The organism is Paenibacillus sp. Y660 (assembly GCF_057221575.1).
In genome coordinates this window covers 105180-129918 of the sequence record NZ_JBXBBJ010000015.1, presented here as the reverse complement: position 1 = coordinate 129918, position 24739 = coordinate 105180, and the positions used below count along the sequence as shown (strand labels likewise).

23 protein-coding genes are annotated in these 24739 nt (G+C 49.0%); 5 read left to right on the top strand and 18 right to left on the bottom strand.

Annotated elements, in window-relative coordinates; translation table 11 throughout:
- Nucleotides 1-5: 5 nt before the first annotated feature.
- The 5 genes from AC2TDN_RS17490 to AC2TDN_RS17470 all read right to left on the bottom strand — a co-directional run bounded on the left by AC2TDN_RS17490 (nucleotide 6) and on the right by AC2TDN_RS17470 (nucleotide 5765).
- Entirely contained in the window at nucleotides 6-824 is an 819-nt protein-coding gene (locus AC2TDN_RS17490) for a sulfite exporter TauE/SafE family protein (protein ID WP_482068538.1), read from the bottom strand.
- Between the two features lie 152 nt (nucleotides 825-976).
- A complete protein-coding gene (uvsE, locus tag AC2TDN_RS17485; protein WP_484689340.1) occupies nucleotides 977-2002 on the bottom strand; it encodes a UV DNA damage repair endonuclease UvsE in 1026 nt (341 codons plus the stop codon).
- Between the two features lie 3 nt (nucleotides 2003-2005).
- Nucleotides 2006-2323 carry a hypothetical protein gene (locus tag AC2TDN_RS17480; RefSeq protein ID WP_169085986.1) on the bottom strand — a complete coding sequence of 106 codons (318 nt, stop codon included), beginning with the start codon at nucleotides 2321-2323 and terminating at the stop codon, nucleotides 2006-2008.
- Nucleotides 2324-3171: 848 nt separating this feature from the next.
- On the bottom strand, nucleotides 3172-4287 hold the full coding sequence (locus AC2TDN_RS17475; RefSeq protein ID WP_482068536.1) for a D-alanine--D-alanine ligase: 1116 nt from the start codon (nucleotides 4285-4287) through the stop codon (nucleotides 3172-3174).
- Between the two features lie 23 nt (nucleotides 4288-4310).
- Nucleotides 4311-5765: an amidase domain-containing protein gene (locus AC2TDN_RS17470; RefSeq protein ID WP_484689335.1), complete on the bottom strand. Its 1455-nt coding sequence runs from the start codon at nucleotides 5763-5765 to the stop codon at nucleotides 4311-4313.
- A 185-nt stretch (nucleotides 5766-5950) separates the two neighbouring features.
- Between AC2TDN_RS17470 and acnA the strand changes: the two genes are divergently transcribed.
- Complete coding sequence (gene acnA, locus AC2TDN_RS17465) at nucleotides 5951-8674, top strand: aconitate hydratase AcnA (protein ID WP_482068534.1); 2724 nt, start codon at nucleotides 5951-5953, stop codon at nucleotides 8672-8674.
- Between the two features lie 116 nt (nucleotides 8675-8790).
- Here acnA and AC2TDN_RS17460 read toward each other — a convergent pair whose 3' ends face one another.
- On the bottom strand, nucleotides 8791-9534 hold the full coding sequence (locus tag AC2TDN_RS17460; RefSeq protein ID WP_484689332.1) for an IclR family transcriptional regulator: 744 nt from the start codon (nucleotides 9532-9534) through the stop codon (nucleotides 8791-8793).
- Between the two features lie 253 nt (nucleotides 9535-9787).
- Here AC2TDN_RS17460 and AC2TDN_RS17455 point away from each other — a divergent pair, with 253 nt between their 5' ends.
- Entirely contained in the window at nucleotides 9788-10843 is a 1056-nt protein-coding gene (locus AC2TDN_RS17455; protein ID WP_484689330.1) for an alpha/beta hydrolase, read from the top strand.
- Between the two features lie 82 nt (nucleotides 10844-10925).
- Nucleotides 10926-12014, top strand: a complete 1089-nt coding sequence (locus AC2TDN_RS17450; protein ID WP_484689328.1) for a Fe-Mn family superoxide dismutase — start codon at nucleotides 10926-10928, stop codon at nucleotides 12012-12014.
- A gap of 68 nt (nucleotides 12015-12082) precedes the next feature.
- Here AC2TDN_RS17450 and folE read toward each other — a convergent pair whose 3' ends face one another.
- From folE to AC2TDN_RS17410, 8 genes are all read right to left on the bottom strand, one after another.
- Entirely contained in the window at nucleotides 12083-12676 is a 594-nt protein-coding gene (gene folE, locus AC2TDN_RS17445) for a GTP cyclohydrolase I FolE (protein WP_482068530.1), read from the bottom strand.
- A 34-nt stretch (nucleotides 12677-12710) separates the two neighbouring features.
- Entirely contained in the window at nucleotides 12711-12932 is a 222-nt protein-coding gene (locus AC2TDN_RS17440; RefSeq protein WP_482068568.1) for a YneF family protein, read from the bottom strand.
- Nucleotides 12933-13060: 128 nt separating this feature from the next.
- Nucleotides 13061-13591: a methylated-DNA--[protein]-cysteine S-methyltransferase gene (locus AC2TDN_RS17435; protein ID WP_484689324.1), complete on the bottom strand. Its 531-nt coding sequence runs from the start codon at nucleotides 13589-13591 to the stop codon at nucleotides 13061-13063.
- Nucleotides 13592-13609: 18 nt separating this feature from the next.
- Nucleotides 13610-14761: a tRNA epoxyqueuosine(34) reductase QueG gene (gene queG, locus AC2TDN_RS17430; protein WP_482068528.1), complete on the bottom strand. Its 1152-nt coding sequence runs from the start codon at nucleotides 14759-14761 to the stop codon at nucleotides 13610-13612.
- Between the two features lie 3 nt (nucleotides 14762-14764).
- Complete coding sequence (gene rnhA / locus AC2TDN_RS17425; RefSeq protein ID WP_484689321.1) at nucleotides 14765-15199, bottom strand: ribonuclease HI; 435 nt, start codon at nucleotides 15197-15199, stop codon at nucleotides 14765-14767.
- 91 nt (nucleotides 15200-15290) lie between these two features.
- Nucleotides 15291-15884, bottom strand: a complete 594-nt coding sequence (lepB, locus tag AC2TDN_RS17420) for a signal peptidase I (protein ID WP_484689319.1) — start codon at nucleotides 15882-15884, stop codon at nucleotides 15291-15293.
- Nucleotides 15881-16438, bottom strand: a complete 558-nt coding sequence (locus AC2TDN_RS17415; RefSeq protein WP_484689317.1) for a DUF402 domain-containing protein — start codon at nucleotides 16436-16438, stop codon at nucleotides 15881-15883. Before AC2TDN_RS17415 ends, lepB begins: the two co-directional genes overlap by 4 nt.
- Before the next feature lie 112 nt (nucleotides 16439-16550).
- Nucleotides 16551-16973 carry a GNAT family N-acetyltransferase gene (locus AC2TDN_RS17410; protein WP_482068525.1) on the bottom strand — a complete coding sequence of 141 codons (423 nt, stop codon included), beginning with the start codon at nucleotides 16971-16973 and terminating at the stop codon, nucleotides 16551-16553.
- A gap of 354 nt (nucleotides 16974-17327) precedes the next feature.
- On the opposite strand from AC2TDN_RS17410, the gene AC2TDN_RS17405 reads away from it, so the two are divergent.
- Complete coding sequence (locus AC2TDN_RS17405) at nucleotides 17328-17939, top strand: superoxide dismutase (protein WP_482068524.1); 612 nt, start codon at nucleotides 17328-17330, stop codon at nucleotides 17937-17939.
- A gap of 941 nt (nucleotides 17940-18880) precedes the next feature.
- Here the strand turns inward: AC2TDN_RS17405 and AC2TDN_RS17400 are convergent.
- Nucleotides 18881-19066, bottom strand: coding sequence for a hypothetical protein (locus AC2TDN_RS17400; protein ID WP_484689313.1), 186 nt, complete (start codon nucleotides 19064-19066; stop codon nucleotides 18881-18883).
- Between the two features lie 432 nt (nucleotides 19067-19498).
- Between AC2TDN_RS17400 and AC2TDN_RS17395 the strand changes: the two genes are divergently transcribed.
- Entirely contained in the window at nucleotides 19499-20194 is a 696-nt protein-coding gene (locus AC2TDN_RS17395) for a hypothetical protein (RefSeq protein WP_484689311.1), read from the top strand.
- A gap of 92 nt (nucleotides 20195-20286) precedes the next feature.
- On the opposite strand, the gene AC2TDN_RS17390 is transcribed toward AC2TDN_RS17395, so the two are convergent.
- The 3 genes from AC2TDN_RS17390 to AC2TDN_RS17380 all read right to left on the bottom strand — a co-directional run bounded on the left by AC2TDN_RS17390 (nucleotide 20287) and on the right by AC2TDN_RS17380 (nucleotide 24736).
- Nucleotides 20287-21405 carry a S1C family serine protease gene (locus AC2TDN_RS17390; RefSeq protein WP_484689308.1) on the bottom strand — a complete coding sequence of 373 codons (1119 nt, stop codon included), beginning with the start codon at nucleotides 21403-21405 and terminating at the stop codon, nucleotides 20287-20289.
- 13 nt (nucleotides 21406-21418) lie between these two features.
- The gene (locus AC2TDN_RS17385) at nucleotides 21419-22690 is read right to left on the bottom strand and encodes an FxLYD domain-containing protein (protein ID WP_484689306.1); all 1272 of its coding nucleotides are present in this window, start codon (nucleotides 22688-22690) and stop codon (nucleotides 21419-21421) included.
- 375 nt (nucleotides 22691-23065) lie between these two features.
- A complete protein-coding gene (locus tag AC2TDN_RS17380; protein ID WP_484689304.1) occupies nucleotides 23066-24736 on the bottom strand; it encodes a ribulokinase in 1671 nt (556 codons plus the stop codon).
- Nucleotides 24737-24739 lie beyond the last annotated feature (3 nt).

Genomic DNA, 24739 nt, shown 5'->3' with positions numbered 1-24739 from the left:
CAATATTAAAAAGATCTCAGACCTTCAATAATTAATTGCCCCGCAAGCAGAAGCAGCGTTACTCTGAGCAGCCATAACAAGCCCTTGCCGCTCATTTTCACCGCTATGGCAGCACCAAGCTTGCCTCCGATCCAAGCGCCAGGCACTAATGCAAGCACAAGCATCCAATCCGTCTCTCCCAAGTAAATATGCATGCCGCTTCCAAGAATAGATGATAAAAAAATGACGAACATCGATGTAGCCGTTGCTAAATGCGGCGGAAAACGAAACAGCAGCACCATAAGCGGTACGAACAATGACCCGCCACCAATTCCAAATAATCCGGAAATTAGGCCAACGCCAAAACCGATGGCTAGCGCCGGAACAATGCCATAGCTGTATGTATGTACTTCACCCGATGCATCCGTCATCGTGCGGACGGTTGACCATTGTTTAGAAAACGGTTTCATGTAGTCGCGAGCAATCAAGAGCGATGCCATCAGGAGCATAAAAACGCCAAAAACAAGCTGGAATACGCCGGCAGGCAGCGCGCCCGTCAATGCGGAGCCCAGCATCGCCGCTGGGCCGCTCGTAATGAAAAACATCCAGCCGCTGCGGAAATCAACAATTTTGCGTTTGGCATAGCTTAATGTTGATGCAAGTGCAGTAACGACTAACACTGTTAATGAAATGCCGACAGCCGTTGCATGGCCGATCACGTCACCCGTCAGTACCGGCCCAATCAGCATGAGCACCGGAACGATAATAATGCCGCCGCCCAGCCCAACGATGCTGCCGAACATTGCTGCTACAATCCCGAGCAGTACGAGAAGTATCCATTCCATGATGAGATCACCTTTTTCAACCTTTTCTGGAGAGACTGCAAAGGGAGATTTTCTTCCGCTTCAACTGCAGGGCTCGCTGCTTCATATAGCCAAACATACAATAGCACCGTCAAGGACAAGCCTTGACGGTGCTCGGTGCTTGCAAACAACCTTTAATGCTGAGCAGCAATCTCAACTCGCCCGCCGTCCAGCACCTTGACACCTGCTCCGCTTGCTTCCATTTGCTTCAAATTTTCCATGAGCTTGAATAATGCTTCGTCCTTGCTCTTCGCTTCAAGCATGCAGTCCAAATACTCCGTGCTGAGGGCCGCATGGCGCAAAAAATGCACTAACGACTCTGCCTCCACAAAATCTGCATGGCCGCGAGGATCGGATACGCTTTTGGGACTGGAAGCATGAATTTTAACTGGAAGCTGACTGGCGCTTGTGAAGCCAAGCCGCTCGCGCTCCCTCTGCCAGGTAAGCTCTACTCTCGGCCATAAGCCACTGTAGAGCTCGTCCTCATCTATGTCGCCCGGATTAACCGCATGATGATGAATATCGAGCACCATCGGAACGCCTACCTGCTCAGCTGCCTCCAGCGTTTCTCTTGCATTAAACGTTTTGTCATCGTTCTCAAGCGTAACCCGATGCTTAAAACGAGGCGACAAGGCGCTGAATTGACGGATAAACCGTTCTGCAGCTACTGCCTTGTCGCCATATGCCCCGCCGATATGTATGTTGCACTTTGTCGCTTCGTCCAGCTCCATTTGCTCAAGCATTAGAATATGATTGAGCAAGTCCAGCTCCGACTTATCTAGAACCTCAGTCCTCGGCGTGCTGAACACGCAGAAGTGATCCGGATGAAAGGACACGCGAATGCCATTCTTTCGAACAAACTCGCCTACCTCCTTGAAAGCAGGCGCAAGAGCCGCAAATGGATTCCAATCCAATAAATGCTCATGCGTAGCAAGCGGGATAAGCTTGGACGAAAACCGATACATCTGAATGCCGCTAGCCTTGCAATGCTTCAAAATACGCAGAGTGCTCCGTAGATTCTCCTCCGCAATTCTCTCCAGCTTTCGTATGCCCGCATCGCGGTCGTCCAGCTTCGAGAAATTTGCGAACGTCATCGTTCTGGATGGTGACGCATTCTCTACCTGCAAGCTCATCGCGACAAAGCCAAATCTAACGATCATTGATTAGGCCTTCTCTCCAAAAAACATCTCAAAGGCAAGCGCCGTTTGAATTTTTGCTTCTTCCTCGGTCAGCTTTCTCACGAGCTCCATCTCCACTTGTGTCACTTCTTCACCTTGAAAATTAATTTCCGCGATAGAAGCTAAAATGCGGACAATCGCAATCGCCTCGTTGGCTGGTGTATATGCGATAACCTTCTGGCCAGTAGGAAATACGCGAAAGCCGCTCTTTACCATTTTGCCCCGACCATACTCCAACAATTCATACAGCTCTTGTTCGGACTTAAATTTGCAGACTGAGTTAAATTCGGTTGCAAAACCCATTGTTTTTCCCTCCTTTCAGTGAAAATCTACCGCACCTTCAAAGGCTTCTACCTAACCTTCAAAGGGATTTTTATACCAAACCTTCAAAGGCTTCAACACTAATAACCAAACCTTTAAAGGCTTTTCGAACCCACCCAAACCCTCCCTTCCAAGGGAGGGCCCCAAGGGTTGCACCCTCTGGACACCCGCAACTGAACTAACGTTGGAGCTCGAGTTGAGGTTAATAGTCGCGTTTGCGGTGGTTCGCTTTCGTCCCTGCGGGACACGCTTACTGGTTGTGCTTGGGATGTTACTTTTTAAGGGCATTTAACACCCAATACCACGTAGACGCATTCGCCAAACTTTCTCACTGGAGACATACTCGCAACTCGCACTACTGCATCAGGACATGAGCTAACTGGTCGAATATCAACTTAGCAGGAAAAAGTCCCGTTAAATTCACGAATATATGCTCAAATCAGTAATTAGCTGGAATTTCTCCATGTAATTTGGAGAAAAGTCCCCATTTTAGAGGATTTGCTTTATTTTAACGGGAGAAATTCCTGATAAACCAAATACTAGCCGACTAACTAGCCAATTAGATGGAGCTTTTCCTGTTAGTTGCTGCTGGTTTGAGTAAATACGAAATAAACAGCGATGAAAATACTAACAGACAGCTTGTCCAACGGGCGAAGGAAAAAACTCCTTTATATATATTTTGGTTACGCGGAACGCATTTATGTACGGGGTAAGAAACGCCTCAAGCGCCTCGCCTCCCCCTGCATATAAATGCCGTGCCCTACCAAAACAATAAATAAAAGATTTTTTTCCTAATGCTATTCGTCATGCTCGGTTACGAATTCGTCAGCCTATTGTGCTGCATCGCCTGTAAAGTCTATGCGTTGTTTTTCGGCGTGGCGAGCAAGGGCCAAAGAAATTAAGGTGTCTAACAACTCTTTATATGGAATGCCGGTTTCCTTCCACATGAGCGGATACATGCTGAATGGCGTGAAGCCGGGCAAGGTGTTAACTTCGTTAATGAAAATCTGATTATCGCTTTTGCGAAGAAAGAAATCTACCCGCGATAGTCCTGAGCCGTCGATTGCCTGGAATGCGCGGACTGCCATTTCTCGAATGGATTCCGTTATTTCTGGCGACAGGATTGCTGGAATTTGCATGGTCGACTTACCGTCAATGTATTTGGCTTTGTAATCATAAAACTCATTGGATGGTGCGATTTCGCCTGGCAGGGATGCCTTGGCATCATCGTTGCCCAGCACGCTCACTTCAATTTCGCGAGCATCTACAAACTCCTCCACGATTACTTTGCGGTCAAAGCGGAAGGCATAATTAACAGCAGCAACTAATTCTTCGCGGTTTTTGGCTTTGGATACGCCAACGCTTGATCCTAGATTAGCTGGTTTAATGAAGCAAGGATAGCCGAGCGAAACCTCGCACTCCATAATGAAGAAGGAAGCGTCTCTTTCCCATTGCGTCCGGTTGAAGAAGCGGAATATGCATTGCGGCAAGCCTTCTTGGGCAAATACTTTTTTCATCAGAATCTTGTCCATCCCAACGGCAGAAGCGAGAACGCCCGCTCCGACGTAAGGAATGTTCGCCATCTCGAACAAGCCTTGAATCGTACCATCTTCCCCGAATGTGCCATGCAGCAGCGGAAATACAACGTCAATGCGTGTCTCGCTGTCAACAGCTGCTCCTTGGTTTAAGCCTTCAAACAAAGGGGCGAGCGCAAAGCCCGTTTGCTTTGCCTCGCTCCCAGCGCAACGAAGCTCCTCAACGCTGCTTGGACGGGCATGTAGCGCATCGCCCGTTTTCCATTCGCCTTGCTTCGTTATATAGAAAGGTTTAATTTCGTATTTGCTATAGTCAAATTCTCCCATTACAGCGTAAGCCGTTTGCAAAGAGACCTCATGCTCTCCCGATTTCCCCCCGTAAACTAAACCTACTCTAGCCTTGCTCCCCATGGCATATCCTCCGGTACAATTATTTATAATAGATCTGCAATATGAAAAAAACGATATTTCGTTTGTTCCGTCCATGCATAGGAATCACGATAATCCCAATAGCGATGCCTGCTGGAAACAGTATTGGCATTCACCAGAGGCATTCCGAACGAGTCAAAGGCCGTAACGATCGTGCTGTGCTGAAAGCGTTGATCGCCATTCCAGTCATACGTAATGACATCGCCAAGCTGAAGCTCATCGGCAGATTGCACGACTTCCGCTCGTAAGCCTGATGACCGGGATGCTGTCAAATAATTCGTTATCGCATTAGATACCGCCCAGCTGTAGCTCCACCATTCGCCGCCCTTATTCCGTCCTTTATACCACCAGCCCGTTTCCCTCTTACCAGTATAGTTCATAGGAGCATTGCCTGCAAAGATGCACTGCGACACGTAATGCGTACAATTTACCTCAAAAAGCTCGTAGGAAGGGTTGCCCTCATTCCACCAGCGATCCGCATACGCAGCAACCAAATCTCTCCTGTAGCGAATACCGGCTGGTCTGTGTTTGAATTGCTGTAATAGGTCATAATTTAAGTATGGTGTTGACGGTGACGATAGATCGCCAAATAGCTCCGAATGCTCATCGACGGTCATCCAGTTGTCCGAAACAGTGCCAAAACGCGGCCTGCGCTCCGATATAATCGGTTCTACACGCAGCACTTCCCAAGCATTGCCCGACAGCCCAAGCCAAAGACGCTCGAATTCGGATCTTTCCTCCATGTAAAATCGTCCAGACTGCTCCATTCTTCTTTTGATATGAAGTCGAATGAGCACTGAAACTTCACTGGATGATTCATTAAAGCGTATGAGCTCTGCTTTTGTCTCGCTGCCCGCCGGCAGTGCGCCTCTAAGCAAATCACGCTCGCGCAGCCGCTCGAGCCTGCACCGAAGCCGGTCGCAGTGATCGGCATCCGTCACATAATCCGTCAGTACGGTCGCATGCTGGTTCGCTTCGGCTTGATTGTATAAGCTCACATAGCGATGAACGGCTGATTTCCAGCCTTGAAGCTTTCCCTGCTGGCTATAAGGATCGTAATCGGATGAACGCATAAGCGAATTCAGCTTAGATGTTTGCTGCTTGACTGGCTTTGCTTCTTGAGCTGTTCTCTCCAGGCTTGGCAGCGCATGATCAGCCGTCTCAGAACGCCGCTCCACTTGCAGCTCGAAAGGCGATGGCTGCTTCTGTAGAGCATGTGTGGCAGCCTTCTGCTGCGGCTTGCGCTGTGTTGCTGCCGGTTTGGACGGTGCTTGATTGCGCTTTTGACCCTGAGAGCCCTGTCCTCCGTTACCCATTCGCGACATAGCAATCCTCCTTAACCTTGTCGTGCATGCAAACGCAGCGAATGCATCAATCCGCAGGCGCATGCTCGTTTCGAAAGCGAAAACGAATGCGGCCAGCCGAATCGGCGCAAGCCTAGCGCTAATTAACTGATTCATTATATGAAGCAGGCTTCCGTTTCATGTAACATTCGTCTTCATGGATTCCACACAATTTACAGACGCATAAGGACATAATTGGACTTTACGGAAGGACTATTTTAACGATATACTATAGATATAGCGATTTTGAAATTGTGTTTCACAGAATGAAACACAAAATACGTTCAAAGAGGAGAATGACGATGTCTACACAAAATCATTATTCGGTTCGCACAACGCTGGACGCCGGTGGCAAATCTTACGCTTACTACCGTCTGGGCGGACTTGAAGAGCAAGGATTGGGCGATATTTCGAAATTGCCTTTTTCCATCAAAGTATTGCTTGAGGCTGCTGTTCGTCAATTTGACGGCCGCGCCATTACACCAGAACATGTGAAGCAGCTTGCTACATGGGCTGACGGACGCGAAGATAAAGAAATTCCTTTCATACCTGCTCGTATCGTATTGCAGGATTTTACCGGCGTACCGGTTGTCGTTGACCTTGCGGCAATGCGCGACACTGTGAAAAAAGCTGGCGGAGACCCGAAAAAAATCAACCCGCTCGTGCCTGTCGATCTCGTAATCGACCACTCGGTAATGGTTGACGCATTCGGTACGCCTGAAGCGCTTGAATATAACACGAAGGTTGAGTTTGAGCGCAACGAAGAGCGTTACCGTTTCCTTCGCTGGGCACAAACGGCGTTCGATAACTTCCGCGCGGTTCCGCCGGGCACAGGTATCGTTCACCAAGTTAACCTCGAGTACTTGGCTTCCGTTGCAGCAACAAAAACAATCGATGGCGAGACTGTTGTTTACCCTGACTCCCTTGTAGGTACAGATTCCCACACTACGATGATCAATGGTCTCGGCGTTGTTGGCTGGGGCGTTGGCGGTATCGAGGCTGAGGCTGGTATGCTTGGTCAACCGCTTTACTTCGTAATGCCGGAAGTTATCGGTTTCAAATTGACAGGTAGGCTGGCAGAAGGCTCAACAGCAACTGACCTTGCGCTTACCGTTACTCAAATTTTGCGTAAAAAAGGCGTTGTTGGCAAATTCGTTGAGTTCTTCGGTCCTGGTTTGTCCAATATCAGCCTTGCTGACCGTGCAACGGTTGCCAACATGGCACCGGAATACGGCGCAACAATCGGCTTCTTCCCTGTTGATAACGAGACGCTTAGCTACTTGCGCCAAACAGGCCGCTCGGAAGATCTGATCGAGCTTGTTGACTCGTACTATAAAGCACAAGACATGTTCCGTACGGACGAGACGCCAGATCCTGTATTCTCTGATATCGTTGAACTTGATCTTTCCACAATCGTTCCTTCGCTTGCAGGTCCGAAGCGTCCACAAGACCGCGTCGAGCTTACTGCAATGAAAGAATCGTTCAATAACATTATCCGCACGCCGATCGACAAAGGCGGATATGGACTATCCGATGACAAAATCGATCAGGTTGTAACGGTTAAGCATAATGACGGCCAAGTGAGCAAAATGGGCACTGGCGCAGTCGTAATTGCTGCAATTACAAGCTGCACGAACACTTCTAACCCAAGCGTTATGGTCGGTGCCGGCCTCGTTGCTAAAAAAGCAGTAGCACTTGGACTTAAGAAGCCTGCTTATGTAAAAAGCTCGTTAACGCCAGGCTCGCTTGTCGTAACGGAATATTTGACAAAAGCAAACCTGCTTGAGCCGCTTGAAGCGCTCGGCTTTCACGTTGCCGGCTATGGCTGCGCGACATGTATCGGCAACTCCGGTCCGCTTCCAGACGAAGTTAGCAAAGCGATTGCTGACAACGACATGACGGTATCCGCAGTGCTTTCCGGTAACCGTAACTTTGAAGGCCGCGTTCATGCTCAAGTAAAAGCAAACTACTTGGCTTCACCGCCGCTAGTTATCGCTTATGCGCTTGCTGGAACAACAAATATCGATTTGACTACTGAACCAATCGGTTTTACTGAAGACAACAAGCCTGTATATCTGAAAGATATCTGGCCTACGTCGCAAGAAATCAATGACGCGATGACTGCTGCGCTTAACCCGCAAATGTTCCGCGACAAATACGAGAACGTATTTACGCAAAATGAGCGTTGGAACGCGATCTCAGTACCTAAAGGCGAAAGCTACGAGTGGGATGCTAAATCGACTTACATCCAAAACCCGCCGTTCTTCGAAAACCTTGGTCCTGACCTGACGGACATCGAAGATATCCATTCTTCAAGCGTGCTTGCGCTTATGGGCGATTCCGTAACGACTGACCATATCTCACCTGCTGGCAACATCACTGTTAACAGCCCAGGCGGCCAATACTTGATCGAAAATGGCGTTAAGCGCGAAGACTTCAACTCTTACGGTTCACGCCGCGGTAACCACGAAGTCATGATGCGCGGTACGTTTGCAAACATTCGCATTCGCAACCAAGTGGCTCCAGGAACTGAAGGCGGCGTAACGACTTACCTGCCAACGGATGAAGTGATGTCGATCTACGATGCTTCGATGAAATACCAAAAATCCGGCAAAAACCTAGTTGTTCTAGCTGGTAAAGAGTACGGTACTGGTAGCTCCCGCGACTGGGCGGCAAAAGGTACTTACCTGCTTGGCGTTAAAGCTGTTATCGCGGAAAGCTTCGAGCGTATTCACCGCTCCAATCTGGTTGGTATGGGCGTATTGCCGCTCCAATTCCCAGAAGGTCAAGGCTGGAAGACGCTTAACATTACGGGTCGCGAGACGTTCGACATCGTTGGCTTGTCCAATGACGTTACGCCAGGCTCGCAAGTTACCGTTACGGCAACTCGCGAAGACGGCACAACATTCGACTTCCCTGCAATCGTGCGCCTGGATTCGATGGTTGACGTCGATTACTACCGCAACGGCGGTATCCTGCAAACGGTGCTTCGCCAAATGATCGCAAACATGAATACAACAGCATAATTGCTGAGCAAGTACAAAAAAGAGCTTTGCCGTCTTGACGGCAAAGCTCTTTTTTACGTTGAAAAACAGAAAAACAGCAGGCCCGAGGCATGCACAGGTCTGCCGTTCATTCTTCGTTATAAAATCATAGTCCCCATCCGTTTGGCAGACTCCATCATGACTGGCGCAAACTCCCTCATCTTCTCCATCGTCAGCCTGCTTGCAGGGCCGGATACGGACAATGCGGCAGTCAGATTGCCTGTCCGATTGAATATAGGCGCAGACAAAGCCGCAGCACCTGTCTCGCGCTCCTCAAAGCTTGTTGCATAACCCTGCAAGGAAACCTCTTCGAGCTGCTGCTTGTAATGGTCGAGATCAATAGAATAAAGCCATGCCGGATCTCCAAAAATGCTTTCCTGAACAAGGGGATCGGAATAGGCAATAAGCACCTTGCTTGACGCGCCTGCATAAAGCGGCAGCCTTGCGCCCACTGGCGCCACCCGCCGCACGGGCTGGTTGCTCTGCACCGCTTGCATGCGGATCCGCTCGGAGCCGTCTCTTACATATATGCTGACTGTTTCACCCAGCTGGTCGCGTAGACGCTCCATCTCCGGCAGCCATATCGTTGCCTGGTCGTCTGACCGCGACAAATTGGCGGACAGCTCCCACATTTTTAATCCTAAATGGTAACGGTCTGTCGAGCGATCACGCTCGATGAAGCCCTTCTCCTCGAGAGTAGCAAGCATCCGGTGAACCGTGCTTTTGTGCAGGCCGACATGTTCGGCAATTTCCGTCATTGTCCAGTCCGTCTTCGATGTAAAGCACAGCAATATATCAAGCGCTCGATCCACAGCCCGAACCGTCGATTTTCCATCTTCCATGCAGCCGCACCTCTTCCTCAAAAAGTTTCATCCAATGAAACCGATTCTCATTCAGTATAACTCATCGCTTCTATCAACGTAAAGAAAAGTTCTTTACATTACAGCAATATTACAAATGATTAACATTACCTCGACATCAATTGACAGGCTTATAGGACCGGACTACGATTAAAGTACTAGAAGAGAAAAGCGCTTACAGTGCTAAGCCTAAACGAGTCCCATTTACAGATGCCAGCAGAGGGAGGACAACGACATGAGCACGACCATTATGACACCATTGCCGCTTGAAGGCGGATTTCCGCAAAACCTTCAGCCCTTCCCGCTAGGAGATTCCGAGTACCTGTTCCAGCTTCGCAAAACGAGAAGCCGCGGCAAGCATTTGCTCGTTGCCTCGATCGCTTCTCTCACTGCTATGATCCTGCTGGCATTCATTATCTTTCATGGCTATGTCGCTTGGATGCTTGCGTATCCTTTTGTCGCGCCGCTATCTTCTAATCCGCAAGCGGCTATCGGCTTAGACTATGAGGATGTCATTTTCCCTAGCAAAAGCGGCGATACGACTGTCAGCGGCTGGTTTATTCCCGCAGAAGCAAATGCCAGCGAGTATGTGACTTCGGCGCGCACTGTTGTTTTCAGCCATGGATATGGCGCAAATCGCGAAGAATCCTGGGTACCGATGTATGAGCTCTCCAAGCTGCTGCACGGTTTAAACTATAATATATTGCTGTTTGACTATGGCTACGCCTCGAAGGAGTACAAGGCTCCGGCCACTGGCGGCCTCGAGGAGTCGCAGCAGCTGCTCGCTGCTGTAGATTACGCCAAGTCACGCGGCGCCGAGGATATCGTCGTCTGGGGCTTCTCAATGGGTGCGGGAACCGCCCTGCAAGCTGCCCTGCAGACCGATGATATCGATGCGATGATACTCGATAGCTTATTTATCCCAAGCCCGGAGGCATTATTTGATAACCTGAATCAATTTGTCTCGCTGCCGCGCTTCTCGCTTCCGCTCATTGAATCGATGATTCCCCTATGGACGGGGGCAAGCTTCGGATCTATTCCGGCAAGCGAGGTTATCTCGAACGTCTACGATATCCCGCTGTTCATCATTCATGGCACGAATGACGTAAAGGCACCCTTTCAGACGGCAGAAGCCATCGCTGAAAGTCAAGGCAACGTTCTCTCCCGCTCGTGGATCGTACAAGATGGCAAGCATGAGCTCCTGTTCCAAGTGCATCCGAGCGAATATATTCAGAGAGCTGCCCTATTTCTGAGCCAAGTCGACCAGCAGCTCCAAGCAGAAAGATTATAAACAGAAAGCACGACATAAGCCCGTTTCACAACGAATACATCTAACATAGATGCACTTGTTGCGACAAAGGGAGGCGATGGTCGTGCTTTTTGTTTATGGAACGCTCATGCCCGTTCGCGTTATGGAATTAATCCGACATTGGAAGCTCCAGGAGAAAGAGCATGCCGCCGTTATTTTACAGGCAACCCCTGAGCTTGAACGCCAGTATGTACAGCTTCTAGAGTCTTGGGAGCCTATATTCTCTCAAACTGCCCATTATACGAATCAATGGCTGGATGACTGGGTGCCTTATCCTTCACGCTTACCGTCACATGTCGAGCAGACCGTAGATGCGCTTGTCGATGCTTCGCTTGAGCAATCTCTAACCTATGTCGATCAGCTCACGCAGTTGACCGAGCGTACGGCTGCCGTATCCACAGCCTTAACCAAAACCGTTATTTCCCATTCCATCCGAGAATCGAATTATTATATTGGCTTAATGAGCGCTTATCGCCAAGCTGTGAATAGCCCTGGCAATAGCCGGCACCGCACCCCGCTCCTGCAGGTGGTGCCGATTGGCGGCCATACGCTGCCTTCTTTGCCTTATGCTTATGATGAGCTTGAACCGTATATCGATGAATATACGATGAAAGTTCATCATCAGATCCATCACCAATCCTATGTAGATGGCTTGAATAATGCTGAGCTTCAGCTGCAGGCAGCGCGCGATACCGGTAATTTTGACCTCGTTAAGCATTGGGAGCGCGAGCTGGCTTTTCACGGTGCCGGCCATTATTTGCACACTTTGTTCTGGTACGTCATGTCACCCTACGGCGGCGGTGAGGCGATTGGGCCGCTTAGCAATCAGATCAGAAACGATTTTGGCAGCTTCACCGGCTTTAGAAAGCAGTTCAGCGAGGCTGCTGCGAAGGTAGAGGGCAGCGGCTGGGCTATTCTCGTATGGAGTCCGCGAAGCAGGCGACTCGAAATCTTAACCGCTGAGAAACATCAAAATCAATCCCAGTGGGATATCGTCCCCTTGCTTCCTTTAGATGTGTGGGAGCATGCCTATTATTTGAAGCATCAAAATAGACGGACCGACTATGCGCAGGACTGGTGGAACGTGGTCAACTGGCATTATGTGAATGAACGCTTCGAGGAGGCGCGCAAGCTAGTTTGGGTGCCGTTCTGACAATTGCCGCTATCAAAAAAAGTCCGTCAAGAGTGTTCCTCCTTGACGGACTTTCTATTACAAGCCGTTTATTGCTTGAGCAAAGTAAGAAACTCGGAGCGAAGCGCTGTGTTTCTGCGGAATTCGCCTCTTACAGCGGATGTTACCGTCTTGCTGCCAGGCTTCTTCACGCCGCGGGCGCACATGCATAGATGCTCGCCTTCCACAACGACCATCACGCCGTTTGGCTGCAGCTCCTCAGCAAGGATATCCGCAATTTGCGATGTGATGCGCTCTTGCACCTGCAGGCGGCGAGTAACCGCCTCTACAAGGCGAGCCAGCTTGCTGAGCCCGGCGATTTTGCCGCTAGGGATGTAACCGATATGCGCCTTCCCGAAAAACGGCGCCATATGATGCTCGCACTGGCTGTAATACACGATATCCTTGACGATGACAAGCTCTTCGTGCTGCTCATCGAATGTGACGCCAAGCACCTCGCGAGGATCTACCTCATAGCCAGCAAAAATTTCCTCATACATCCGAGTTACGCGTGCAGGCGTTTCCAACAAACCTTCCCGATCCACATTTTCGCCAATCAACTTCAATATTTCTTTCACGTGGTGTTCAATCTGCTCCCGATTGCTCGTCACACTCGAATTGACGTAGTCTTTCCTCCCCGCCATTTCTGAACACTCCTTCCGGCTACCTTTACGCTCCTTATCTGCGAGGCATTTTTTGATTTTTCATCATGTGCTGAGCTTTTTGCATTTGCTGTTTATTCAAGTTGTATCCCATTTGCTTAGCCATTTTTTGAATCATCTCAGGATCGTTTTGCATCTTCTCAAGCTGCTTTCGCAGATAGAATACGCCTACAAAAAAGCCCCCTACAGCTCCCGCCACTAAAGTAACGATTGGTACCACAATATTAACCCAAGACATACGTTCCACCTGACCTTTCTAGATCTCCTGCTGTGTATAATGTTCCCATGATAGCATGTTCACAACGTGTTTACAATGAACAGCTTAGTGCTAATCGCAACCATTCTGAGGCTGCTATTTCATTCGTATTAGGCTCTTGCCTCAAGTTCAAGCAGCGCTATCTTGATCGGCAGACCTCCGCCATAACCGACCATCTGGCCACTCGCCCCAATCACGCGATGACAAGGCACAATGATCGATACGGGATTGCGATTATTCGCACCGCCAACGGCCCGCATCGCGCCTGGCTGGCCAAGCATCACCGCAATGTCTTTGTAGGTGCGTGTCTCGCCATAAGGAATTTGCTGCAAAGCTGCCCACACCTTCTGCTGAAACGGCGTACCATACATCTGAATAGGGAGCTCGAACTGCTGCAATCCTCCGGCAAAATATAGCTTTAGCTGCCTGTCTGCTTCCTTCAGCAGCGGATGAGATGACGCATCAACCAGCATAATGTCTGAGCTGCGCGGTCCTATATGGCGTATCGCCCATGGCTGAAGCCTGTCCAAGGCATCCACGTATGAAGAGAAATCCAAATGGCAAATGCCTGTGTCCGTTGCTGTCAATGTCATCGCTCCGATTGGCGAATCAATCTCAGCCGCGTATAGCCGCTCAGTCATTACTCCACCTGCTTCCGTTTACTTCTCGGTCTCTTTGTTGATTTGTGCAAGCGCATTTGCTATCGCATGCAGCGCTTCCTCGTCGCTCTCTTTGCTAGAAGCTGCAAGCAAAGCCTCCTCAGCCTGCTTCCCGCCGATTCGCGCTAGCGCCCATGCTGCGGTACCGCGAAGCACCGGCCGCGTATCCTGCTCAAGCACCCGAATCAAATCAGGCACCGCGCTTGCCTCTTTGAAGTTGCCAAGCGCAATCACAGCATTGCGCTGGATCGGCTTTTTGCCGCGCCATGCCGAGGAGGTGCTGCCGTATCTCGCTTGAAACTCTTTGTTTCCTATCGTAAGCAATGGAACCAGCAGCGGCTTTGCAAGCTCGTTGTCGGGCTGCAGCTCAGGCTGATGCGTCCAGTTTTTGCCTCGGTTTATCGGGCAGACAGTCTGGCATGTATCGCAGCCATACAGCCGATTTCCGATTTTGCGCATAAACTCGTCCGATACCATTCCCTTTGTTTGCGTCACGAAGGAGATACACCTGCTGGCATTCAATTGTCCTGGCCCAACTAAAGCGTCCGTCGGGCATGCGTCAATGCATTTGGTGCAGGAGCCGCAGCTTTCCGTAATCGGTTCATCCGGCTCGAACGGCACATTCGTGATCATCTCGCCCAAATAGATCCACGAGCCTAGCTCCGGCGATATGATGGAGCAGTTTTTCGCACTCCAGCCTATGCCAGCCCGCTCTGCTACGGCGCGATCGGACAAAGCTCCAGTATCGACCATGCTTTCTGCGCGGAAGTCCGGCACACGCTCTCTCAGCCATGCCTCCAGCTTGGCAAGCCGATTCCGAAGCACCTTATGATAATCGTCTCCCCAAGCCGAGCGCGACATAATGCCCCGCCTTGCTCCCGGCTCCGATTTGGGAGGGTCCTTCAGCTTCGAGGGATAAGCGATTGCGATCGCAATGATCGACTGCGGTTTATCGAACAGCAGCGCCGGATTCGTTCGCTTCTCAATGTCCGGCTCCTCAAAGCCGGATTCTCTCCCTAGCTCGCGATGCCTAAGCAATATTTGTTTTAATGAAACAAAGGGGTCCGCAGAGGCGATTCCTATTTTGTCGATGCCTAGGCTTGGTGCCGCCTCTAACATTTCTTCCTTCAGCTTTGCCCATCTATTCGCCATAAGCTATAACCGTTTAATAGCTGCACGAGCCAGCTCGTCACAGCGATTATTCCATTCGTTATCGCTATGGCCTTTTACCTTCACGTATTCTACTTTATGTCTTTGCATTAGCTCCCATAGCGCTTTCCACAGCTCTTGGTTCTCTACGGGCTCCTTCTTGCTGTTCTTCCACCCGTTGCGCAGCCAGCCGTTGATCCAGCCCTTCTGGAAGCAATTCACGACATATGCCGAATCGCTATAAACCTTTACCTGACAGGGCTCCTTCAGCAGCTTCAAACCTTCGATTACCGCCTGAATTTCCATGCGATTATTCGTCGAATGCTTCTCGCCCCCCGAAATCTCCTTCTGATGAACGCCAAACAACAGCACCGCTCCCCAGCCGCCCGGACCCGGGTTGCCGGAGCAAGCACCGTCTGTATAGATGATAACGTCCTTCATTGTCGACCCCTCCTTAAAGGTTTGCAAAGCAAACCTACTTCGTAAGCGTGTGCCTAGGTTTGCAAAGCAAACCTGCTTCGATCGCACCCCGCTACAGCCCTCTTATTTCCTTGTATGGCCACAAAATACAATCGGCTCTGCCCCGTATCAGATCTTCCGGCACTGCATGAAAAGTTCTGCTGTCCAGACTGGCTCTTGCATGACGATTATCCCCCATAACAAAATACAGTCCCTCGCCGATTACCTCTGGTCCATAGCTCATATCTTCAATCAATGTATCTGTATACGGCTCGTCCACCAGCTTGCCGTTGCGATAAAGTCGTTGATTTTGAACTTCGATACGATCGCCCGGTACGCCTACTACCCTTTTCACAAGATACTTCTCTTCTTTTGCTCCTGTGTTCGGCTCCTTCAAAATAACGACATCCCCGATTTTCGGCTTGCCGACCAAATAGACGAATTTATTAACAAAGAGCCACTCATGCGCCGTTAACGTAGGCTCCATCGAATGCCCCTCTACTTTGGAGAGATTAAATACAAAGAAATGCAGAAGCATCACAACGGCAAAAGCAAAAACTAATGTTTTGGTCCAATCCAGCAGCTCTTCCAGCCATGAAGTGCGATTGCTTTCAACTGCGCCCGCATCGTTCTCCTCGAGCTCATGATCCTGATTGATCTCGCTCATTGCTCCACCTCATCCATGCGTTTGCGCCATTCATCGTAATAGCGGGTTGCGTGTTGATCCTGAAAAGGCGCCTGCCCTTGATCGATTCGCCGCAGAAGCGCTTCAAGCCCCTCATGCACCTTTTCGTCAACCATTTTTGGATAGTGATAGGCTGCTTTATGCATCTCATATTCATCCTGATCGACAACGAACCTCTCGCCGTCTACCGTCCGGATAACATCCAAATCATAGTCAATATAGGTAAGCACATCCCCTTGCAAGTAAGGCGGCGAGGCAATATTGCAATAATAGCGAACGCCTCCCTCCTCCAGCAAAGCGACGATATTAAACCACTGCCTAGGTATAAAAAAGGAAACTGCGGGGACTCGGCTGATCCATACTTTACCATCAGACTCTTGAATCGGCGTCTGGCGGTTAATGAGTACGATCATGGACTCCTCTTTATGCTCATCAGCACGCAGCTCATCCGGAACGAGCCAATTCTGCTGCCATGTACGGTGAATGTGACCGTTATGTTTGAAGCTTTTGATGACACAGTGCCGATATGGTTCCATCCCGTTCTCCTCGAAAAAAGTATATAGTAATAAGAAAAGCATATCTCACCGCCAAAAGCAATGGCGATGCAGATATGCCCTGCGTCCAATCTAACATGCAGTAAAGTTAGCGTTAACCCGCAACAATGCTCAATTTCTGAAACGATCTGATAAAATCGTTGGCAACGTAGCCCATTGATTCATACAGCGGCAGAACTGGTTCATTATGCTCGTCCGCGGTTATTAGTATCTTTGTGACATTGCGCTGTTCGAAACGCTGGCGCAATGCCTGGATAAGCGTTCTACCGATTCCTTTCCTTTGGTGGAGAGGAGAGACGGCAATTCGATAATAATAACCTTTGTTATTATCAATCGTACCGATAATCATGCCCACAATTTCGGAATTTTCGACAGCGACAAGAACTAAATCACTATCCCATGACAACTGGCGGGCAAAAGCCTCCATCGTTTGTTCGTAGCACTCTTCTGTAAGAACATCCTCGAGAAGTGCTGTAATTGGTCGGTAATCGGACAACTGGAAGGAACGAACATTCATTAAAATTACACCTTCTATACCATGTCATAGTACTGCATTTAGAATATATTACGACAAATTTTAACGAAATCCTGCTTCTATCTTTAATATTCCTTAAAAAAATTAAACAAATCATCGATTATCTCCTGAAAACGCTTAATATTAAGCGCTTACATCGATTTAATCGGTTTTTGTGTAAACGGATACGTTTCTTAACGACTATTTTGCATAATTTTTGCAGAATGGTGTTACCCTATTGCAGGTATGTTTTTACTTCCTAACTCTTACGACTTTTGAAACAATAATGTTGATTTATTCAATCGGATAAGGGATAATGGATTTGGATAACTACATATAATTAGGAGGCTGTAAAAAATGGCACATCAACTACCTGCTTTGCCGTACGCGCACAACGCACTTGAGCCGCATATCGATGCGACTACAATGGAAATTCACCACGGCCGTCACCATAACGCATACGTGACTAACCTTAACGCTGCTTTGGAGTCCGCTCCAGAATTGCAAAGCAAATCAATCGAAGATTTGATCTCCGATCTTGCTAGCGTTCCTGAAGCAATCCGCACTGCTGTTCGCAACAACGGCGGCGGACATGCCAACCACAGCTTGTTCTGGGAAACAATCGCTCCAAACGCAGGCGGAGCACCTACTGGCGCTCTTGCAGCAGCAATCGACAGCGAGCTTGGCGGCTTTGACACTTTCAAAGCTGATTTCGCTAAAGCAGCTACAACTCGTTTCGGCAGCGGCTGGGCATTCCTGGCAGTTGCAAACGGCAAATTGAAAGTATACAGCTTGCCGAACCAAGACAGCCCGATCATGGAAGGCGAAACGCCAATTCTTGGTCTTGATGTTTGGGAGCACGCTTACTACCTGAACTACCAAAACAAACGCCCTGATTACATCGCAGCGTTCTGGAACGTAGTTAACTGGGATGAAGTTAGCAAACGTTACGAAGCAGCAGTAAAATAATAGCGTTTTTCCTAACAGACGATGACTCATTAATTGAGTTAGTGTTATGGAAATAAACTAAATAATTTAGGGTTCTTATATGATTCCCTATATGCAAAACGAGCCTTAGAAGCGATTCTATGGCTCGTTTTGTTTTGTTTGTTTTTAGTTTTGAAAAAATCGTTTGCCAGCTTTTCCTTCTTGTTTTCGGATTCACGTACTGACAACGTGGTCGTTTTGAGTCTCTGCGCTCACATGACAAGCACCAGCGCAGCTTTGCGAAGGGGCAGATGGAACTTCAGCCGTAGCTATAGCTCCCAGGCAACCGGCAGCATGATTAACGGGAAAAACTCCCGTTAATTCGAATGATTTTAGGCGAAAAAGGGAACTAGAAGGAATTTTTCCTGTTAATCTTTTCATAATGGCCCAGTTGCGGTGAAAGTGCTCTATTTAGCGGGAGATTTTCCAGTTAAATGATCAAATTTCCCTTTCTTTACAAAATTAGATGGAGGTTTTCCTGTTATTTTTCACTAGCGTTGCATTAATGTTATCTGATTCTTCATAACTTTCTGTTTTATCGAAAATTGCACATAAAAAAATCCTTTACAATAGATATGGTAGGTAGCCCTGTCCATAATCCACTGAAAAGGATCAATCTCATGGACAAGCATAAGCTATTTCTTCGTTTGGTAAATGGTTAGCGCCAATATGTACGAGAACGTTCACAGATCGGGTGTCTGAAACCCGGCAAGATAAATACGAGACGACGAAGAGAAACGAGCAGATAGTCTCCAAATCAACCGGTTAATTACTCATGTGAACAAATTTACATAATTTATTTAAATGGAAAGAGCTACCTTTAAGAGGCGTTCGACCTTTTGGGTTTGCTGTCTGAAATACGTTTTCTTAATTTTCAGAAACATAGAGTGTCAAGGTTTATGCAACGCGAGTGTTTCACTCTGTTATTTATTGATGTTTTTTGTTTCCATTTTATAACAAAAAAAAGTAATAATGAGCGTAATTGTAACTACAATAAACGCTATTCCAACTACAGGCACTTTGAAAGCTAAATAGTTAACACCTGATAAAATAATACATACAATAGACATTAACATAGAAAATTTATAAGCTTTAATTTTTTTTTCCATTATCCTCATTACCTCCGATAAAATAGAATTCCAATAACTCATGGACTAATTAATATTGAAAAAAATAGTGCAAGAAGGAATCTTAATGAATTCCTTCTTGCTTACAAAACATATCAGGACACTAGCGTTGCAATAATGTTCTCGGAATCTTCATAATACTTCGTGATTATTAAATCCGAGCACAAAAAAATCCTTTACCAATAGATATGGTAGGTTGCCCTGTCCATAATCCACTGACCGTTCTGAAAACTAGTTTTGTTTATGTATATTTTTCTATTCTGACAAGGTCGCGTTTTCCGGTTGCATCATCGAGGCAGCACTTTTGCATATCTCTCCCCCTCCAAAACTTGCGAACACCGCATGGGCGTATGCCGCATACGATACAGAAGGATATATGCCTAAACTGTTTCGTGAAGGAGACTGAGTGCTTGCATGGACTATACTTACTCTAATGAGCCACAATTTCTCGCAGATCCGCGGCAATACGCACAAGCCGGCAGCGACTGCGGCTGCGGCGGACCACGCATGATCATGCCGATGCCTTCGCCAGGCGGCGGACCTGGAGGACCGGGAGGCCCAGGTGGCTTCCCGCCAGGGCCGGGGCCGGGGCCATTCCCGCCGGGGCCGGGGCCATTCCCGCCAGGGCCGGGGCCTTTCCCGCCAGGGCCGGGGCCTTTCCCGCCAGGGCCGTTCCCTTTCCCGCCAGGGCCGTTCCCTTTCCCGTTCCCTATTCCATTTCCGATACCGTTCCCATTCCCTCCGGGGCCGCAAGCTTCTGTAACGGTCGTCATTAATGGAGGAAGAGCATTCCCGTATGTAACACAAGCGTATCGCGTACCTTTCCGTCCGGGCTTGTCAATTTATCAAGCGCTTGCTGCAACCGGCGTTGTACGTGTCAACTTTAACGGGCAAATCGTTTCCGTTAGCGGCATTCCGATTGGCGGCAATATTAGCTATCGCCTGCTGTTGAATGGACGCATTATTCCAGCAACGCTGCTAAGCTTCCCTGTTCAGCGCAATGACTCTGTCGCTCTCGAGCTCATTTTTAGACCTTTCCCGCGCGAGGAAGATAACGAATCTGAAATTTCTGACCAAAACGAAGGTTTCAACCCATCAGAAGAAATCTAAAACGAAACATCAAAATAAAGAGCTAGAGAATACCGTTACCCCCGGACGGTTTTTCTAGCTCTTTCTCTTTTGCACAGCCCATAATCAGCCTCTTACTTAATCGCCTTCCCTTTGCCGCTAATAAGCTTCAGTTGATCATTTTCGTAGCCTACCTCATAGGTTACTTGGTATTTGCTAAGCACGTTTTTGCCGTCAACCCGCTCGTCCACTGAAATGACCGCGATAACTGTTGCCTTCTCGTTCTTGCTGTCATAGACATGCATATTATCAATTACGACGTTAAGCGTTCCGAGATAACCCTCCCTGAACTTCTCGTAGCTGGTGCCTTCCTTCCAGTTGCCGCCAAGCAGCGAGTACGCATAGACGTAATCGGCATTGTTCAGACTGTCGTAGAAATGCGTAACGAGATAACCCGCGAACTCTTCTACCGAAGCATTGTCCTCCAAATCAGCCGATTCCTCTAATTGCTCAAGCTCAGGAAGCTCCGCCATCGGCTCCTTCGACCAACCCTCTGCGATCTCAATGACATTCGCTATTGGAATACTAAAGCCAATTGAGCCTTGTTCATAGCCCGCCGAGTTGATGCCGAGCACCTCGCCCGTCTTACGATCAACGAGCGGTCCTCCACTGTTGCCGGGAGCAATCGGGGCAGAGATTTGATACAGATCGGAGTACAAATACGGCTCAATCTCAAAGCTTCTGCCTAAGCCGCTAATAATACCTGTCGTAACCGTATTTTGAAAACCAAGCGGACTGCCTACAGCAAGCACCTCGTCGCCTACCTCTGCCTTCTCATCACGAAAAACCTGCAGCGGCTCCGTGCCTGCCAGAGCGGTTACGCGGACGACGGCAATATCGGTCTCCGTGCTTATGCCAATAACCTCGCCGTCCAGCTCGCGGGCATCCGCCGTTTTAATTTTCACCTTGTTGGAGCCAGCTACGACATGCGCGTTCGTAATCAGATCGCCCTCCAAATTATAGAGGAAGCCTGAGCCTTGATCGCCATCTTCCGTCTCGATCATCACGACAAGCTTTTGCGTCTCGAAAATGATGTCCTTAAGCGTCTTAGTCTTTTTTTCTGCCGCAACGGCAAGAAGCGGCTTGCCTGCAAGCTGCTTAGGCACTTCGGTATGAATACCCCAGGCGGCAGCCATGCCTCCGCATACAATCAGGATTGATGCGATGGCGCTGATCCATGCTCGTCTACTCATCTCATCGCCCCCTTTAATCCAAATACCAAGTCGCGTGATCAACGACAACGGTCGTATTTTCAACATTTATACCGTAAATGGTACCGGTGAAGCTCATTTTCTCGCCTGCATCGACGTAATCCGGTACGGCTACTGCCGTGCCCGAGCCTACCTCTACACCTGCCGCATCATAAACTTTAAACTTCACGGTAATCGAATAAATAGGCTTCGTAGCTGCGTTTTTCAGCTCCGCTGTAATTGTAAGGTCACCAAACTCATCAAGCGTTGAATCAATCTGAATGACCTCTACAGCTGCTGTATGGTTTTTCAAATCCTCTGCTGCCGCTTGCTGCATCGCATGCTCTAACCGCTGCTGCTCCGTTTTCTCATAATCGGATTGCGCTTTATTGATCTCTTTCTCAAGCGCCGCTAGCTGCTCGTTGTCCTTGGCGTATTCCAGTGCCTTGTCCGTTACTTCCAAGGCGTCCGAGTAATGCTTGGTCTTAAGGAGAGCTTCCGCTTCCTTGAAGCTGATATCTACGATTTTCGCCAAAATCTGCTCCTGTACGGCCGAGGCTTCGTCACCCTCTAAATGATTCGCCACATTAAGCTTTGCAGCAAGCTCATCCACCGTGTTCAAATCAGCAAGCTCTTCTGTCAGCTTCATCAGTTCAAGCTGCACCTTGCAATCACCAAGCTGCGCTTTCACCTTGGCATAGATTGGCTCAGAATGACCCTTCAGCTCGCTCTTAAGCGGCTCTAACGACTCCTCCGCTTCTGAAAGCTTCTGCTCCTCGAGCTGCTTGCCTACTGCCGCAATAGACTGGGACAGAGCAGCAACACGATCAACTACCTCTGCATCCTTCTTCACCGCAGCAAAGCCAGGACGAACAGTCAGCGCTTCCTTAAGCAGCGCCTGAGCTTCCGCGTACTTACCCGCAAGCGCCTCCTCCTTCGCCTTAGCATGCAGATGGACTACTCTATCATTAATTCCTGATTGATAGAGATAATAGCCAAACAGAGAACCCGCCGTAACAATCGCAAGCATAATGGGCACTAACCATGCCAAAATCGATCGTTTAGTGCTCCTTCTCCTTACAGCACTAGGCCTAGACAAGCTTGATTGCATGTTCGCTAATTCTCTCTCATATGAAGTCTCTATAGAAACGGCTGTCTCCGTTAAAACGATAGTCTGATTCTCATAAACTGCCGCTGTCGCTTCAACTTCCATTGCGAGCAGTCTGCCGCACTGGCTGCAATAGATGGCATCGTCTGTCCGCTTCTTTCCGCAATGATGGCAATACACTTCCGTTCATCTCCCAGCACATGATTCTCTCTTTACACATCTATCTATTCTATATGAAATAGTAAGTAATCTCCATTTAATTTAGTGGAAAATTTAGTTAACCAAATAAAGACAGCCCCTCATGGTTTTTGACCAGAGAAGCTGCATTTATTAACATGGATTATTTTCGATGTCGCTAATGATTGCTATCCAATTCTTGCTGCCGTCTTCATCTTCGGGATAAATTAAAATAATGCGCTAGCACTTAGAAGCAATAGAAGCATATAAATGATTCAATCGTTGTGCCATCAGCGTCTCCAAGACATCCCCTTTCAGAGATCGTTGCCTAGTTTGGAGGATGCTATTAGCTTGAAAGAAAGCGATGCAGAAGGCGGCTTAAGCTTGCTCTTCTTTAATCGCCTTCAGGCGCTTCATCACGTCGTTTGAACCGCGGCCATAGTAATCATGAAGCAGATTGTATTCCGCATACAGCTTCTCGTATACCGCAACGTTCGCCGGAATCGGCTTGAACGTTTCCTCGCGCACGCGAGCCATCTTCTGGGCTGCATCGACGATGCTGTCAAAGCCGCCCTTCGCCGCGCCGGCCGCTACCGCTCCGAACATCGCTGCGCCAAGAGCAGGCGTCTGCTTCGATGCTGCAACCTTAATTTCGCGATTCGTGACATCCGCATAAATTTGCATGAGCAGCGCGTTTTTCTGCGGCAAGCCGCCGCATGCGTACAGCTCATTGACTTCTACGCCGTTGCTGTGGAACGCATCGACGATTTTGCGCGTGCCGAACGCCGTTGCTTCAAGCAGGGAAAGGTAGATTTCCCATGGCTTCGTCAGCAAGGTCAGGCCTACAATCATACCCGTCAGATCCGTATCGACCAATACCGAACGGTTGCCGTTCCACCAGTCCAGCGCCAGCAAGCCGGATTCGCCAACGCCCAGCTCGCTCGCTTTGCGCGTCAAATATACATGTACGTTCTCGCCAGCTTCCTTCGCTTCTTGCAGCACATAGGCAGGAACGGATTCCTCTACGAACCATTCAAAAATATCGCCAACCGCCGATTGTCCCGCTTCATAGCCGAAGTAGCCCGGAATGATGCCGTCCTCAACGACGCCGCACATGCCCTCCACTTCCCTCTCCTCCGTGCCGAGCAGCATATGGCAGATCGATGTTCCCATCGCCATAACCAGCTTGCCTGGCGTTACTACGCCAACGCCCGGAACGGCCGCGTGCGCGTCCACGTTGCCGACTGCAATCGCAGTGCCTGGCGCAAGTCCGATGCGGGCAGCGATAGCAGGAAGCAATTCGCCGGCCTTCGAGCCCAAAGGAACGACCTCGCCGCGCAGCTTTGTCTCCGTCAAGTTCTCAAGGCGTGGATCAAGCGCTTTGAAAAATTGCTTGCTCGGATAGCCTTCTTGCTTATGCCACATTCCCTTGTAGCCGGCAGTACAGCTATTGCGCACGATATTGCCGGTCAATTGGCCGATAACCCAGTCTGTAGCTTCAACGAATTTATCTGCCGTTTCATAGATATCAGGCGCTTCATTCAAAATTTGCCAAGCTTTGGCCATCATCCACTCGGATGAGATCTTGCCGCCGTAACGCGGCACCCATTTCTCACCGCGCTGCGCAGCCATCTCATTAATAAGATTAGCCTCGTCTTGGGCTGCGTGATGCTTCCACAGCTTCACCCAGCTATGCGGATTATCCTTATAGGCATCCTGCGTGCAGAGCGGCTCTCCCGCTGCATCGATTGGAAGCATGGTACAAGCCGTAAAGTCGATACCTAGGCCGATAACGTCGGCAGGATCAATGCCGGATTCCTTCATTACAGCAGGAACGGACAATTCCAGCACTTCTATATAATCAAGCGGATGCTGAAGCGCCCAGTCATGCTCCAGCTTAATGCCTGAGACAGGAAGCTTCTCGTCAATGACATGATGAGTATAAGGCGTAACGTGCTCCGCTAACTCTGCGCCGTTAGAGAGATCAACAAGAACCGCGCGTCCCGATTGCGTTCCGTAATCCACGCCAATTGCATATTTTTTGCTCATTAT

Coding starts and splice junctions, on each gene's coding strand:
- AC2TDN_RS17490 (WP_482068538.1), bottom strand. CDS start 824: ATGGAATGGATACTTCTCGTACTGCTCGGGATTGTAGCAGCAATGTTC.
- uvsE (WP_484689340.1), bottom strand. CDS start 2,002: ATGATCGTTAGATTTGGCTTTGTCGCGATGAGCTTGCAGGTAGAGAAT.
- AC2TDN_RS17480 (WP_169085986.1), bottom strand. CDS start 2,323: ATGGGTTTTGCAACCGAATTTAACTCAGTCTGCAAATTTAAGTCCGAA.
- AC2TDN_RS17475 (WP_482068536.1), bottom strand. CDS start 4,287: ATGGGGAGCAAGGCTAGAGTAGGTTTAGTTTACGGGGGGAAATCGGGA.
- AC2TDN_RS17470 (WP_484689335.1), bottom strand. CDS start 5,765: ATGAATCAGTTAATTAGCGCTAGGCTTGCGCCGATTCGGCTGGCCGCA.
- acnA (WP_482068534.1), top strand. CDS start 5,951: ATGTCTACACAAAATCATTATTCGGTTCGCACAACGCTGGACGCCGGT.
- AC2TDN_RS17460 (WP_484689332.1), bottom strand. CDS start 9,534: ATGGAAGATGGAAAATCGACGGTTCGGGCTGTGGATCGAGCGCTTGAT.
- AC2TDN_RS17455 (WP_484689330.1), top strand. CDS start 9,788: ATGAGCACGACCATTATGACACCATTGCCGCTTGAAGGCGGATTTCCG.
- folE (WP_482068530.1), bottom strand. CDS start 12,676: ATGGCGGGGAGGAAAGACTACGTCAATTCGAGTGTGACGAGCAATCGG.
- AC2TDN_RS17440 (WP_482068568.1), bottom strand. CDS start 12,932: ATGTCTTGGGTTAATATTGTGGTACCAATCGTTACTTTAGTGGCGGGA.
- AC2TDN_RS17435 (WP_484689324.1), bottom strand. CDS start 13,591: ATGACTGAGCGGCTATACGCGGCTGAGATTGATTCGCCAATCGGAGCG.
- queG (WP_482068528.1), bottom strand. CDS start 14,761: ATGGCGAATAGATGGGCAAAGCTGAAGGAAGAAATGTTAGAGGCGGCA.
- rnhA (WP_484689321.1), bottom strand. CDS start 15,199: ATGAAGGACGTTATCATCTATACAGACGGTGCTTGCTCCGGCAACCCG.
- lepB (WP_484689319.1), bottom strand. CDS start 15,884: ATGAGCGAGATCAATCAGGATCATGAGCTCGAGGAGAACGATGCGGGC.
- AC2TDN_RS17415 (WP_484689317.1), bottom strand. CDS start 16,438: ATGGAACCATATCGGCACTGTGTCATCAAAAGCTTCAAACATAACGGT.
- AC2TDN_RS17410 (WP_482068525.1), bottom strand. CDS start 16,973: ATGAATGTTCGTTCCTTCCAGTTGTCCGATTACCGACCAATTACAGCA.
- AC2TDN_RS17405 (WP_482068524.1), top strand. CDS start 17,328: ATGGCACATCAACTACCTGCTTTGCCGTACGCGCACAACGCACTTGAG.
- AC2TDN_RS17400 (WP_484689313.1), bottom strand. CDS start 19,066: ATGGAAAAAAAAATTAAAGCTTATAAATTTTCTATGTTAATGTCTATT.
- AC2TDN_RS17395 (WP_484689311.1), top strand. CDS start 19,499: ATGGACTATACTTACTCTAATGAGCCACAATTTCTCGCAGATCCGCGG.
- AC2TDN_RS17390 (WP_484689308.1), bottom strand. CDS start 21,405: ATGAGTAGACGAGCATGGATCAGCGCCATCGCATCAATCCTGATTGTA.
- AC2TDN_RS17380 (WP_484689304.1), bottom strand. CDS start 24,736: ATGAGCAAAAAATATGCAATTGGCGTGGATTACGGAACGCAATCGGGA.